This window comes from Streptomyces sp. D2-8 (assembly GCF_023184515.1).
In the GTDB taxonomy this organism is placed as follows: Bacteria; Actinomycetota; Actinomycetes; order Streptomycetales; family Streptomycetaceae; genus Streptomyces.
In genome coordinates, this window is the sequence record NZ_JAAHBP010000009.1 from 368,229 (window position 1) to 381,429 (window position 13,201).

The window sequence follows — 13,201 nt, forward strand, 5'->3', positions numbered from 1 at the left end:
GGCGCCGTCGATCGGCGTGGCGGACGCCCGGCGCTGGATCGACACCGACCGGCCGCTCGTGGTCGACCTGCGCAGCCCGTTCGCCTACGCGGCGCTGCACATCGACGGGTCGGTCAACATCGTCGACGAGCTGTTCGCCGAACTCCTCCAGGGCGGGCTGCCGTTCAGCCGGCGTCAGCCGGTGCTGCTGGCCTGCCCGGTCGGTGAGCAGTCCGCGCGGTACGCGGCGCTGCTGACCCGGATGGGCCACCCGGACGTGCGCAGCCTGGCCGGCGGCGTCATCGCCTGGCGGGACGCGGGCGCGCCCCTGGTACGGGACTGACCGGCATGACGTACCGATCACCCACGAGGCCGGTGTCGACCGGATCGAGCGCTGGACGGCCGACCTGGCCGCCCGGCTCACCGACGGGCTGCGCCGGCTGGACGCCTACGAGGTCCTCGGCTGCCCCCTCAGCCTGGCCGCCGACACGACCGTGCAGCGCCGCCGGGGCATCGTGACCCTGCGGCACCGCGCCATCGACTCGGGCGACCCGGGGTTCCTCCTGTTCAGCCACGGGTGCATGGTCCGCTCCGACCATCACTGCCAGGGCGACGCGGGCGAGAAGACCGGTTCGGTGCGGGTGAGTCTGCACGTGTACAACACGGTTGAGGAGATCGACCGGCTGCTGTCTGTTCTCGCATCACTCCAGTGACACCGCCAACTATGCGTAATGGGAACCGTTTCCACCTGTAGGCTCGGGCCGACAGGGGACAGGTGCGAGACGGCAAGGTGGCGCGACCGGATGGGGCTGAGTCTGGCGACGGCGGAGCGATGGGTGGAGCGCTGGGAGCTCCAGCAGCGGCGGTACGCCGTCGACCGCGAGGAGCGGTTCACGGTGATCGCCGATGTCGTCGAGCACGTCACGGCGGGGCGCGCGGCTCCGCCCCTCGTCGTGGACCTGGGCTGCGGGCCCGGCTCCCTCGCGGCCCGGCTGGTCCGGCGGCTGCCGGACGCCGAGATCGTGGCCGTGGACCGGGACCCCGTCCTACTTGAGCTGGGCCGCACCCACCACCCGGACGCGGCCCGCTATGTCGACGCGGAGATCGGCGCGCCCGGCTGGGTGCGGGCGCTGGAACTGGACCGGCCCCTGGACGCGGCGGTCTCGACGACGGCCCTGCACTACCTCGACCGCGACACCCTGCTCGGCACCTACCGGCAGCTGGCCGCGCTGCTGCGCCCCGGGGGCGTCCTCGTCAACGGCGACCACCTCCCCCAGGGCGAGACGGGCCCGGCCGAGATCGCCACCCATGTCGGACGGTGCCGGGCCGACCGGCAGCGCGTGTTCACCCACGAGGACTGGGACTCCTGGTGGGCCGCGGCCGGCGACGACCCGGAGCTGACCGACCTCCTCACCGAGCGCCGCCGCCGCGAGGCCCCCCTCGGCACCGGCCGCCCCGCGGAACTCCCCCTCCCCGCCCATCTGGAACTCCTCCGGCAGGCCGGCTTCGCCAAGGCCGGCCCGGTGTGGCAGTACGGCGACAGCTGCGTGGTCGTGGCAGTGCGCTAGACCGGAGGTTCACCCGTGCGCCCCGCCTCGGATGGCGGGCGGAGGCTGGTCCTCCGACAATACATGCAGGGATCGCTATATGTTAATGTCGCCATGTCCGGCCCAGGGAGACACGTCACGGCCGGCACCAGCACACGCAAGGAGCTCCACCATGACCACCGCCCAGCACATCACCCACGAGGACCACGCGCACGCCCACGGCGACGACTGCGGGCACCTCGCCTTCACCCACGGCGACCACACGGACTACGCCCACGACGGCCACGTCCACCGGACGCACGACGGCCACACCGACGAGTGCACCAGCGACGGTCACGCGGTGCACCAGAACCACGACCACGAGCACGGCGACGACTGTGGCCATCTGGCCGTGCGGCACGACGACCACACGGACTACGTGCACGACGGACACCGCCACGCCGCCCACGAGGGACACTGGGACGACCACTGACGGCAGTCGCCCCGGGTCGAGCGAAGAGCAAACTGGGAATCGTTGTCATATGCTAATGTATGCATATGACAACGACGCCCTCTCCCCCGGTGGACGAGCCGGATCCGACCCTTCAGGCGGCCGGCGAGCTGCTGCGCGCCCTGGCCTCTCCCGTACGGCTGGGCATCGTGCGGGAACTGTCCGGCGGCGGGAAGTACGTCCACGAACTCGTGACGGCCCTGGGCGTCAGTCAGCCGCTGGTCTCCCAGCACCTGAGGGTGCTGCGCACCTCCCGGATCGTCACCGCCCGGCGTCAGGCCCGCGAGACGCGGTACACCCTCACCGACGACCACGTGGCGCACATCGTGCTGGACGCCATCCGGCACGTACAGGAGTAGCGCCTCAGGTCAGGCTGTCCCACTCGACGGTGCGGTCGCACCAGCGCCGGAGCAGGGTCCGGTCGTGGCCGACGGCCAGCAGGGCGGCGCCCGTCGCGGCCCGGTAGTCCTCGACAGCCACGACCAGGGCGGCGGCCGTCGAGGCGTCGAGCATCGCGGTCATCTCGTCGCACACCAGCAGACGCGGGCGCAGCACCAACGCCCGGGCGAGGCAGGCGCGTTGCAGCTGCCCGTCGCTGACCTCGTGCGGCCGCCGGGTCAGCAGGTCGGGGGTGAGACCGACGACAGGGGCCAACTCGGCGATCCGGCCGGGGACTTCATCGCCGCGACCGGTGGCGCGCAGGGGCTCGGCGATCAGGTCGGTGAGCGGCAGCCGCGGGTCCGCGGAGAGCCTGGCCTGCTGGAAGACGACCCCGAAGGCGGTGCGCTTCTCCCGTGGGGCGCGGTGGCGCCAGCGCCGTACGGGCTCGCCGTCGAGGAGCAGGGTGCCGGAGTCGGGACGGTGCAGCAGGGCCGCGACCCGCGCGAGGGTGGACTTGCCGCAGCCGCTCGGGCCGAGCAGGCCGACGGACTCACCCGGCGCGACGGCCAGGGAGACGTCCCGGACCACCGGGGCGTTCCTGGCGTATCCGGCGGTGATGGAGCGAAGTTCAAGCACGGACGTCCTCCGGCACGTGCGGGTGGTGGCAGGCGACGGCGCCGGGGGGCGGCGGGGCGGCGCAGGCGCCGGTGGCCCGGTCGCAGCGGGCGGCGAAGGCGCACCCGTCCGGGAGGTCGCCGAGTTCCGGCGGCATGCCCGGGACGGGAGTGAAGGCACGGTCGGGCAGGGCTTGGAGCAGGCCGCGGCTGTACGGGTGGCGGGGCCCGGGTGAGCCGAAGAAGGCGGTGGCGTCGGCGAGTTCGACGATCCGTCCGGCGTACATGACCGCGACCCGGTCGGCGATGCGCTCGGCGGCCGCCAGATCGTGGGTGATCATCAGCAGGGCGCGTCCGCGGCCACCCTCGCCCGGGTCGTCCACGTGCCGCCGCAGTTCGTCGGCCGTACGGTCCACCAGGTCGCGGTCGAGTCCGGTGGTGGGTTCGTCGGCGAGCAGCAGGGGTGTGTCGCCGACCAGGGCGAGGGCGGTCGCGGCGCGCTGGGCGAGACCGCCGGACAGCTGGTGGGGGTGGCGGTCGAGGTGGTCCGCGGGGAACGCGGCCCGTTCGGCGGCGGCCTCGGCGGCGGCCCGCAGGGAGGCGCGCCCCCGGGTCGCGGTCAACGCGGCGACCGTCTCCTCCAGTTGGGACCGGACGGTGCGGACCGGGGTGAGGTGGGCGGCCGGGCTCTGCGGTACCAGGCCGATGAGCCGCCCCCGCACGGTGCGGGCGAGGGTCCGCTCGTCGGCCGTGAGCAGGTCCAGGTCGCCGAGGAGGGCCGAGCCGGCGGTCTGGGCGTTGCCGGGGAGCAGTCCGAGCAGGGCGGAGGCCAGCACGGACTTGCCGCAGCCGCTCTCCCCGATCAGGGCCAGGCACTCGCCGGGCGCCACGTCGAACCGCGCGTCGGTGACGGCGGCGACGCGGCGAGCCGCGGGCATCAGGAACCGCACGGAGAGTCCGCGGACGGACAGCACAGGCGGGGTGACGTCCATGTCGGCGCTCACAGCATCAGCTCCGATCGGTGGCGGGGGTTGATCCGCTCCCGCCAGGCCCCGGCGAGTCCGGCGATGGCGAGCGTGGGGACGATGAGGAAGAGGCCCGGGAAGAGGGTCGGCCACCACTGGCCGGCGAGGAGGGAGCCGCGCGCGCTCTGGATCAGGGTGCCGAGGCTCGCCGTGTGCGTGGGCAGCCCGAGTCCGAGGAAGGACAGCGCCGACTCGTGCCACATGGCGTGCGGCACCATCAGCACGGCGGCGAGCGCGGCCTGGGGGAGAACGGCGGGCAGCAGGTGCCGTACCGTCACCCGCCACCGGGAGGCCCCACCGGAGACGGCGGCGTCGACGTACGGCCGCGACCGCAGCGACAGCACCTCGGCACGGACGATCCGGGCCGTGGACAGCCAGTGGGTCAGCGCCACCGAGATCACCACCGGCCACACCCCGGGCCGGAACATGGCCACGATGAAGATGCCGAGCAGCAGGTGCGGCACGGACGAGAACGTGTCGACCACCCGCATCAGGGCCCGGTCGGCCCACCCGCCCAGCGCCCCGGCGGCCGCGCCCACCGCCGTGCCGACGACGGTCGCGGTCAGTGCCGCCGCCACCCCGACGAGCAGCGAGACGCGCAGGCCGTAGACGCAGCGCAGCAGCAGGTCGCGGCCGACGTCGTCGGTGCCGAACGGGTGGGCCCAGGAGGGCGGTCGCAGCTTGGCGGCGAGGTCGACGGCCTGCTGGTCGAGCTGGACCAGCGGCGGCACGAGCAGCACGGCCAGGACGGTCGCGGTCACCAGCACGGCGGAGGTGCGCACGCGCAGGGCGCGGGTGGAGCGGCGCCGGGGTCCGTGCGAGCGCCACTCGGTCCGCTCCGGGGCGGCGGGTGCGTCACATGTCACTGAGCTTCACCCTCGGGTCGAACAGTCCGTAGAGCAGGTCGGCGAGCAGGTTCCCGGCGAGCACCGCTGCGGTGGCCAGGGTCGTCAGGGCGGCGAGCAGCGGGAAGTCGACGGCGGTGGCCGCCTCGACGGTGGCCGCGGCGATGCCCGGCCAGCTGAAGACGCTCTCCACCAGCAGCGCCCCGGTGATGAGTTCGGGGACGCGGGAGCCGATGAGCGTGAGCACCGGAAGGAGCCCGGAGCGCAGGGCGTGGCCGAGCAGGACGGTGCCTTCGCTCAGGCCGCGGGCGCGGGCGCCGCGTACGGGGTCCTCCGCCAGCGCGTCGCCGACGCCCTGGCGTACGTACAGGGTGAACCACGGCAGCTGGGACACGGCGAGGACACCGGCGGGCAGGAGGAGATGGCTCGTGACCTGTCCTGGCGTGACCTGTTCGCTGCCGGTGTCGGTCAGACCGCCCGCCGGGAGGACGTCCCACTGGAGGGCGAACAGCCAGATCGCGAGCAGCGCGATCCAGAAGACCGGTGCCGCCTCCAGCGTGTAGGCGAGGGAGGTGACGGTCCGGTCGACGAGCGAGCCGGGGCGACGGGCGGCGAGCACGCCGAGGACCGTGCCCACCAGCACGGCGGCGGCGAAGGCGACCGCGCAGAGCAGCGCGGACCACACGAGCCGTTCGCCGATGACCTGGGCGACCGGCTGCCGCATGACGCTGGAGTGGCCGAGGTCGCCGGTGAGGGCGGAGGTCAGCCAGTGCCACCAGCGGGCGGCGAAGGGCCGGTCCACGCCGAGGTTCTCGCGCAGCTGGTCCAGGGTCCGCTGGTCGGCGCCGAGCGCGGCGGTGCCGGCGTACGCCTTGACGGGGTCGAAGGGGGAGGCTGCGGCGATGGCGAACACACCGAAGGTGACGACGAGCAGGACGGGGACGGCGAACAGGGCCCGTCGTCCCGCCAGTCGTGCCATCGCTCCCCAGGGGAGGCGGGTCACTTCTTCGGCTGCCAGTCCTCGATGTTCCACCAGGGGCCGCTGGCGAAGCCGTGCTCGTGCGGCTCCAGCTGGGTGGTCAGGCCGTCCCAGCGGTCGGCCAGCACGTAGAGGTGGTCGATGTGGGTGAGAAAGGTGTAGCCGGGGTCCTGCGCCAGGGCGCGCTGGAGCTTGTCGTAGGCGGACGTGCGCTCGGCCGGGTCCTGGCTGCGGCGGCCGTTGTCGAGGGCGCGGTCCACGGCCGGGTTGTCGTAGCGGGCCATGTTGTTGAAGCCGTCGCCGGCGAGGGAGGAGTGCAGCAGGGTGTAGAGGCCGAAGTCGGGGTCGCCGGTGCTGCCGAAGCCGGCGAGGACGGCGTCGTCCTTCATGCGGGGCTCGATGACCTCCCAGGTGGCGCTCTCCACCTTCACCTCGATGCCGGCCTTCTTGGCGTCGGAGGCGTAGGCGAGGGCGTGGTCCTGGCGGACCTTGTCGCCGGAGGGGTAGAGCAGGGTGAAGGCCGCCCGCTGTCCGTCCTTGGTGCGGACGCCGCCCTCGCCGGGCTTCCAGCCGGCCTCGTCCAGGATCTTGCCGGCCTTGCCGAGGTCCTGGGTGCGCTCGATGTCCTCGGTGAACGCGGGATCGTCGACGGGCAGCGGTCCGTACGCCGGGCGGCCCGCGCCGTCGAGGATCTTGTCGACCATGGCCTCGCGGTCCACGGCGGCATCGAGGGCCCGGCGGATCGCGCGGTCGCCGGTGACCTTGTTCGCGGTGGGGAGGGTGACGGCCCGGAAGTCGTAGGACCGGGCCTCGTAGGTCCGCTTGGCGTCGTCGTCCTTGAACGTGGTGGCGAGGTTGGGCGGGAGGACCGCGCCGTCGAGGTCGCCGGAGCGCAGACGGGTGGCGCGCACGTTGTCGTCGCCGATGACCGCCATGGTGAAGGTCTTCACCTTCGGCTCGCCGCCCCAGTAGCGGGGGTTGGCCTTGAAGGTGAGCTTCTCGCCCTTGCTCCACCGGGCGAGGACGTACGGCCCGGTGCCGACCGGCTTCGTGTGGAAGGAACCGGTGTTGGGGTCCTGCTCCCCCGCGATGTGCTCGGGGACGATGGGCAGAACGGTGCGTGCGGCGAAGGGCGCGTAGGGGTACTTGAGCGTGAAGACGACCTTGTCGTCGCCGCTCGCCTCGACCTCCTTGACGGCGTCCAGCTCGCTCTTGAAGGTGTTGTTGGTCTTCGGGTCGAGGGCGGTCCGGTACGTGTAGACGACATCGGCGGCCGTCAGCGGTTCGCCGTCGCTGAACTCGACCCCGTCGCGCAGGGTGTAGGTGTAGGTGCGGCCGCCGTCGGTGACCTCGGGGAGTTCCGCCGCCAGAGCGGGCTTCAGCTTGAGGTCGGCGTCGCGGGCGAGGAGTCCGTCGAAGATCTTGGAGTTCCCGTCCTTGCCGTAGCCGAGCAGCGGGCTGAGGGTGTCCGGCTCGGAGGCGACCCCGAGCACGACGGACCCAGCGGACTTGCCGTCGCCCGAACCGCCGCTGCTGGGGGCCGAGCAGGCGGTGACCGCCGCGGCCAGTGCCGCCGTGACGGCGGCCCCTCGTATCCGACGGGTCGACATGTGACCTCACACCCTTGTTGCTCATATAAGGCTGTTGCAAAGACATCGCAATTAAACAGGATCGGCGGGCGTCCCGGACCCGGGTCGCCCGCCGTACCGTTCACCGTCGTGTTCAGGCCTGGGTCAGGGTGATGTCCTGCCCCTGGACCGCGTGGAAGCTGGGCAGCGGCAGGCCGCTGAAGGTGCGCAGCTCCATCAGGGTGGCCTCGACGTGGGCCGCCCCGGCCACGAGTGCGCCGGGCGCGGTCCCGCCCGCGTTCACCCAGCGGTGCACCGCGCCGTCGCACACGGCCCGGGTGCCGCCGATGCCGTGACGGGCCGTGGAGGCGCCCTGGCTCACCGAGGAGCTGACGAAGACCGGGCCGCTGGAGCTCGCGCAGCGGTAGGTGCCGGACAGGGTGACGGTGCCGTCGGCGGCGATCCGGCCCACCGTGTCGACCGTCACGGAGCCGGTCGGGGCGGCGGCGGACGCGGTGGCGGGTGCCGCGCCGGCACCCGTGAGGAGGAGCAGCGCGGCACCGGCCGCCGCGCCGAGAAGGGGACGTACACGCATGGGGGAAACCTCCCGGAAGGGGTGGATTTGCGGCTTCCACTCGTACCGGCCCTCCGGGCCGGCGCCCGTGACCCTCACCCCATCGGTGGCGAGTCCGCGCCGGCCGTCGTGGAACCGTCCTGGGAATGTCCTGGGCGTGTCACGCTTCCGGTCGGGCCGTTCCGATGACTCCGGTGCGGGAGGATGGTCTGTCTGTACGAGTCAGACGAACCCTTCGGATGGCCCTACCGACGTGGAGGTGCGCCATGTGTGCCCACCAGCCCCTGTGCCCCGCGACCGACTCCCCCGCCGCACACGTCGTGGCGGCCCGCCCCGAGCAGGGCTGGAGCCTGCTGTGCGACGGGACGGTCCTCTTCGACGACACCGGCGAACTGCTCCCGGACGGGCGCGTGGTGCAGCCGCGCCGGGTGACGGCCGAGGGGCTGGCCGTCGCGGCCTGACCGGAGGGCCGCTCCACGGCGACGCGAAAGCCGCCGCTCTACGGCAGGACCGCGAAGCCGTCCAGTTCCACCATCGCCTCCGCGTCCCACAGCCGGACGACCTCCACGACCGCCATGGCGGGGTAGTCGCGTCCGGCCAGCTCACGCCACAGACGGCCCAGTTCGGGCGCGTGCGTGCGGTACGCCGCGACATCCGTGGCGTAGACGGTGACCCGGGCCAGGTCGGACGGCGTGCCGCCGGCCGCGGCGAGGGCGCCCAGCAGGTTGGTGAGGGCCCTCTCGAACTGTTCGGGCAGGGTATGTCCGACCACCTTGCCGTCGATGTCCAGGGCGGTCTGGCCCGCCAGGAACACCACCCGCGACCCGGAGGCCACGACGGCGTGGGAGAAGCCGGCCGGCGGGGACAGCTCGGGCGGGTTGACGCGCTCGGTGCTCACCGGGCCTCCTGACGGGCGTACAACTCCTTGGCGATGATGCCGCGTTGCACCTCGCTGGCCCCCTCGTAGATCCGCGGGGCGCGCACCTCACGGTAGAGGTGTTCGAGCAGATGGCCGCGTTGCAGCGCCCGGGCGCCGTGCAACTGGACGGCCGTGTCGACGACGTACTGCGCGGTCTCGGTGGCGAGCAGTTTCGCCATGGCGGAGCGCCGGGGCACGTCCGGGGAGCCGGCGTCGTACGCCGACGCCGCCGCGTGGACCATCAGCCGGGCCGCCTCCGTGCGCAGGGCCATCTCGGCGACCTGGTGCGAGACGGCCTGGAGGTCGCGCAGCTTGCCCCCGAAGGCGTCCCGCCCGGCGGTGTGGGCGAGGGTCGCGTCGAGTGCCGCCTGCGCCATGCCGACCGCGAACGCGCCGACGCTGGGCCGGAACAGGTTGAGTGTCCCCATGGCGACCCGGAAGCCGCGGTCCACCTCGCCGAGCACGTCGTCGGCCGTCACGGGCACGGCGTCGAAGTCGAGCGCGCCGATGGGGTGCGGCGAGAGCATGTCGAGTCCGCGGCCGGTCAGGCCCGGCCGGTCGGCGGGCACGAGGAAGGCCGTGACGCCACGGGCCCCGGCTCCCGGGGTGGTCCGGGCGAAGACGGTGTAGAAGTCGGCCTCGGGGGCGTTGGAGATCCAGCACTTCTCGCCGGTGAGGCGCCAGCGGGCGGGGCCGTCGGGGGCGGCGGTGAGGGTCACGGCGGCGGGTGCCGGGCCGGCAGCGGATGCCGTGGCGCCGGTGGGCGCCGGGTCCGCCGCGAGTGCCGGGCCGGCGGCACGCGCCGTGGCGGCCGGTGCCCGGCCGTCCTGTGCGGCGGCTTCCGCCTCCGCCCGCAGCTCCAGCGCCGCCGCGTCCGACCCCGCCCCCGGCTCGCTCAGCGCGAAGGCCGCGATCGCCGTGCCGGCGGTGACCCGGGGGAGCCAGCGGGCGCGTTGCGCCTGTGTGCCGTACGCGTGGACCGGGTGGGCGCCGAGGCCCTGGAGGGCCAGTGCCGTCTCGGCCTCCGTGCAGGCGTAGGCGAGGGATTCGCGCATCAGGCACAGGTCGAGCGCACCCGAGGCGAACAGGCGTCCGAGCAGTCCGAGGCTGCCGAGTTCGGCGACCAGGGCCCGGTTCACATGCCCCGGTTCCCCCTTGTCGGCCAGCGGGCGGAGTCGCTCCGCGGTCAGGGTGCGCAGTTCGGCACACCAGGCGAGTTGTGCCGGTTCGAGCGAGAATGCGGTCATCGCCGGTCCCTTCTCCGCCACCCTGCGTTCCGGCTGGGCCACTCCGAGGCTATCGCGGACCGTTGACTGTCGTCACCAACACGATACGCTCCAGGGGCGAGCCCACCACGCCAAGGGGGCGAACCGTATGAACGCACGGGGCACGGCCCACGTCGACACCTTCACCCGGGACCATCTGCCACCCCCGGACCAATGGCCCGAGCTCCGCTTCGATCTGCCGGAGCTGCACTACCCCGAACGGCTCAACTGCGCCGCCGAACTGCTGAACGGCCCGCCCGACGACCGCCCGGCGTTCCTCACCGCCACCGGCGAGCCGTGGACGTACGGCGAGCTGCGCGCCCGCGTGGACCGCGTCGCCCATCTGCTCACCGGCGAACTCGGCGTCGTCCCCGGCAACCGGGTGCTGCTGCGCGGCCCCACCACCCCCTGGCTCGCCACCTGCTGGCTGGCGGTGCTGAAGGCGGGGGCCGTGGCGGTCACGGTGCTCGCCCAGCAGCGCCCGCACGAGCTGAGCACGATGTGCGAGATCGCGCGGGTGCGGCACGCCCTGTGCGACATCCGGGCCGTCGACGACCTCGCCAAGGCCGAGATCCCCGGCCTGCGGATCACCACCTACGGCGGTGACACCCCGGACGACCTCCTCAACCGCCCGGCGCCGGACACGCCGTACGGGGCCGTCGCCACGGCGGCCGACGACGTGGCACTGATCGCCTTCACCTCCGGCACCACCGGCCGCCCCAAGGGCTGTATGCACCTCCACCGGGACGTCCTGGCGATCGCCGACACCTTCTCCCGGCACGTCCTGAAGCCCCGCGCGGACGACGTGTTCACGGGCAGTCCCCCGCTGGGCTTCACCTTCGGTCTCGGCGGGCTGGTGGTCTTCCCGCTGCGGGCCGGCGCGAGTGCGCTGCTGCTCGAACAGGCGGGGCCCCGGCAGCTGCTGCCCGCCATCGCCCGGCACCGGGTCTCCGTGCTGTTCACCGCGCCGACGGCGTACCGCGCGATGCTCGACGAGCTCGACGGGCACGACGTCTCCTCCCTGCGCCGCTGCGTCTCGGCCGGCGAGAACCTGCCCGCGGCCACCTGGCAGGCCTGGCACGAGCGCACGGGCCTGCGCGTCATCAACGGCATCGGCGCCACCGAACTGCTGCACATCTTCATCTCCGCGGCCGACGACCGGATCCGGCCCGGGACCACCGGCGTTCCCGTGCCGGGCTGGCACGCGCGCGTGCAGGACGCGGACGGCGAGCCCGTACCCGACGGGCAGCCGGGGCTGCTCGCCGTGCGCGGTCCGGTCGGCTGCCGGTACCTCGCCGACCCGCGGCAGCGCGACTACGTGCGCGACGGCTGGAACGTCACCGGCGACACCTACGTCCGCGATCCCGACGGCTACTTCCGCTACGTCGCCCGCGCCGACGACATGATCATCTCGGCCGGGTACAACATCGCAGGCCCCGAGGTGGAGGACGCGCTGCTGCGGCACCCGGACATCGCGGAGGCGGCGGTCGTGGGACGGCCCGACGAGGCCCGCGGGCAGGTCGTGCTGGCCTTCGCCGTCCTCAAGGAGGGCGCCGAACGGGACGCCGAGGCACTGCGCGCCTTCGTGAAGAAGGAGCTGGCACCGTACAAGTGCCCGCGCGAGATCGTCTTCCTGGACGCGCTGCCGCGTACGGCCACCGGAAAACTCCAGCGGTTCAGGCTGCGTGCCCCGGGGGTACCGGAAGGCGACCAGGAGTGATCCGTACGACCTAAGATGATCAACGTGTCCGACCAGCATGCACCACGGTCTCTCATCGTCACGCTCTACGGCGCGTACGGCCGCTTCGTGCCGGGCCCCGTGCCGGTAGCCGAACTGATCCGGCTGCTGGCCGCGGCCGGCGTGGACGCTCCGTCCGTACGCTCCTCGGTGTCGCGGCTCAAGAGACGCGGACTGCTCGTGCCCGCCCGCACCACCCAGGGTGCGGCCGGCTATGAACTGTCCCCGGACGCCCGCCAGTTGCTGGACGACGGCGACCGCCGCATCTACGCCTCGGCGCCGCCCGAGGACGAGGGCTGGGTGCTGGCGGTGTTCTCTGTGCCGGAGTCGGAGCGGCAGAAGCGGCACGTGCTGCGCTCCCGGCTGGCCGGACTCGGTTTCGGCACGGCCGCTCCGGGCGTGTGGATCGCGCCCGCGCGGCTGTACGAGGAAACCCGGCACACGCTCCAGCGGCTGCGGCTCGACGCGTACGTCGACTTCTTCCGCGGTGACCACCTCGGCTTCGCCCCGACCGCGGAGGCCGTCGCCCGGTGGTGGGACCTGGCCGCCATCGCCAAGGAGCACGAGGCGTTCCTCGACCGGCACGCGCGCGTGCTGCACGCCTGGGAGAAGCGCGAGGACACGCCGCCCGAGGAGGCCTACCGGGACTACCTCCTCGCCCTGGACTCCTGGCGCCACCTCCCCTACACCGACCCGGGCCTGCCGTCCGAGCTGCTTCCCGCGGACTGGCCGGGGGTCCGCTCGTCGGCGGTGTTCCGGGGGCTGCACGAGCGGCTGCGGGACGCGGGGGCGGGGTTCGTGGGGCTCTGAACCCCGCAGGCTCCGCCCGGTTTGCCGCGTTTGCTCCGCTGCGGAACGGTCAACGATGTCCGCGATCGCGCTGAGCCCGGCGTCCGGTGTGCTCTTCTTCTGGTGGGGGCAGCGCTTCCTGCTGGGCGGGCAGGTCCGCTGGAGCGATCTGCTCCCCGGGGCGCTGGCCACCATGGCGGGCCTGGTCGGCCTGCGCACCTTCTCCTACTTCGTCTTCACACCGCTCATCGTCACCAACGCGATCAACTACGGAGCGGTCGGCGTCGTCCTCGTCGTGGAGTCCTGGCTCATCGGCGTGGGCTACGTCGTCTACGGCGGGGCGCTGCTGGGCCGCTGGGTCCCGGAGCACCACGGACACCGGTATCACGCCGGGTAGCCGAACCTCGTACCAACGCACATGCCACCCCCAGGGATCTCAAGCCCGGCTCATGCGAATGCACAGGGGGTCTTACCCTTGCATCTGCGGC

Annotated in this window: 14 protein-coding genes and 3 pseudogenes; 9 read left to right on the forward strand and 8 right to left on the reverse strand. The window is 73.2% G+C overall.

Going from position 1 to position 13,201, the window contains the following annotated elements; genetic code table 11:
- Position 1 precedes the first annotated feature (1 nt).
- From G3I77_RS19630 to G3I77_RS19650, 5 genes and pseudogenes are all read left to right on the forward strand, one after another.
- Positions 2-322: pseudogene (locus G3I77_RS19630) on the forward strand (rhodanese-like domain-containing protein); the annotation flags it as partial.
- A 28-nt stretch (positions 323-350) separates the two neighbouring features.
- Positions 351-692: pseudogene (locus tag G3I77_RS19635) on the forward strand (aminotransferase class V-fold PLP-dependent enzyme); the annotation flags it as partial.
- Between the two features lie 90 nt (positions 693-782).
- Entirely contained in the window at positions 783-1,547 is a 765-nt protein-coding gene (locus G3I77_RS19640; RefSeq protein WP_248505511.1) for a trans-aconitate 2-methyltransferase, read from the forward strand.
- Positions 1,548-1,698: 151 nt separating this feature from the next.
- Entirely contained in the window at positions 1,699-1,998 is a 300-nt protein-coding gene (locus tag G3I77_RS19645; RefSeq protein ID WP_248505512.1) for a hypothetical protein, read from the forward strand.
- Positions 1,999-2,063: 65 nt separating this feature from the next.
- Entirely contained in the window at positions 2,064-2,375 is a 312-nt protein-coding gene (locus G3I77_RS19650) for a helix-turn-helix transcriptional regulator (RefSeq protein WP_248505513.1), read from the forward strand.
- Between the two features lie 4 nt (positions 2,376-2,379).
- Here the strand turns inward: G3I77_RS19650 and G3I77_RS19655 are convergent, their stop codons facing one another.
- The 6 genes from G3I77_RS19655 to G3I77_RS19680 all read right to left on the reverse strand — a co-directional run bounded on the left by G3I77_RS19655 (position 2,380) and on the right by G3I77_RS19680 (position 8,023).
- Positions 2,380-3,033, reverse strand: a complete 654-nt coding sequence (locus tag G3I77_RS19655) for an ABC transporter ATP-binding protein (RefSeq protein ID WP_248505514.1) — start codon at positions 3,031-3,033, stop codon at positions 2,380-2,382.
- The gene (locus G3I77_RS19660; RefSeq protein ID WP_248505611.1) at positions 3,026-4,003 is read right to left on the reverse strand and encodes an ABC transporter ATP-binding protein; all 978 of its coding nucleotides are present in this window, start codon (positions 4,001-4,003) and stop codon (positions 3,026-3,028) included. Before G3I77_RS19660 ends, G3I77_RS19655 begins: the two co-directional genes overlap by 8 nt.
- A gap of 8 nt (positions 4,004-4,011) precedes the next feature.
- Positions 4,012-4,902 (reverse strand): ABC transporter permease, encoded by an 891-nt coding sequence (locus tag G3I77_RS19665; RefSeq protein WP_248505515.1) that lies wholly within the window; start codon positions 4,900-4,902, stop codon positions 4,012-4,014.
- A complete protein-coding gene (locus G3I77_RS19670) occupies positions 4,892-5,860 on the reverse strand; it encodes an ABC transporter permease (RefSeq protein WP_248505516.1) in 969 nt (322 codons plus the stop codon). Before G3I77_RS19670 ends, G3I77_RS19665 begins: the two co-directional genes overlap by 11 nt.
- 20 nt (positions 5,861-5,880) lie before the next feature.
- Positions 5,881-7,470: an ABC transporter substrate-binding protein gene (locus G3I77_RS19675; protein ID WP_248505517.1), complete on the reverse strand. Its 1,590-nt coding sequence runs from the start codon at positions 7,468-7,470 to the stop codon at positions 5,881-5,883.
- A 112-nt stretch (positions 7,471-7,582) separates the two neighbouring features.
- Complete coding sequence (locus G3I77_RS19680) at positions 7,583-8,023, reverse strand: DUF6299 family protein (RefSeq protein WP_248505519.1); 441 nt, start codon at positions 8,021-8,023, stop codon at positions 7,583-7,585.
- A 245-nt stretch (positions 8,024-8,268) separates the two neighbouring features.
- Here G3I77_RS19680 and G3I77_RS19685 point away from each other — a divergent pair, with 245 nt between their 5' ends.
- On the forward strand, positions 8,269-8,463 hold the full coding sequence (locus tag G3I77_RS19685; protein ID WP_248505521.1) for a DUF5999 family protein: 195 nt from the start codon (positions 8,269-8,271) through the stop codon (positions 8,461-8,463).
- A gap of 38 nt (positions 8,464-8,501) precedes the next feature.
- On the opposite strand, the gene G3I77_RS19690 is transcribed toward G3I77_RS19685, so the two are convergent.
- Complete coding sequence (locus G3I77_RS19690; RefSeq protein ID WP_248505523.1) at positions 8,502-8,900, reverse strand: RidA family protein; 399 nt, start codon at positions 8,898-8,900, stop codon at positions 8,502-8,504.
- Positions 8,897-10,168 carry an acyl-CoA dehydrogenase family protein gene (locus tag G3I77_RS19695; protein ID WP_248505525.1) on the reverse strand — a complete coding sequence of 424 codons (1,272 nt, stop codon included), beginning with the start codon at positions 10,166-10,168 and terminating at the stop codon, positions 8,897-8,899. Before G3I77_RS19695 ends, G3I77_RS19690 begins: the two co-directional genes overlap by 4 nt.
- 127 nt (positions 10,169-10,295) lie before the next feature.
- On the opposite strand from G3I77_RS19695, the gene G3I77_RS19700 reads away from it, so the two are divergent.
- The 3 genes and pseudogenes from G3I77_RS19700 to G3I77_RS19710 form a co-directional block, all read left to right on the forward strand.
- The gene (locus tag G3I77_RS19700; protein ID WP_248505526.1) at positions 10,296-11,906 is read left to right on the forward strand and encodes an AMP-binding protein; all 1,611 of its coding nucleotides are present in this window, start codon (positions 10,296-10,298) and stop codon (positions 11,904-11,906) included.
- A gap of 15 nt (positions 11,907-11,921) precedes the next feature.
- Positions 11,922-12,734: a PaaX family transcriptional regulator C-terminal domain-containing protein gene (locus G3I77_RS19705; protein WP_248505528.1), complete on the forward strand. Its 813-nt coding sequence runs from the start codon at positions 11,922-11,924 to the stop codon at positions 12,732-12,734.
- A gap of 64 nt (positions 12,735-12,798) precedes the next feature.
- Positions 12,799-13,110 (forward strand): annotated as a pseudogene (locus G3I77_RS19710) (ribonuclease BN); the annotation flags it as partial.
- Positions 13,111-13,201 lie beyond the last annotated feature (91 nt).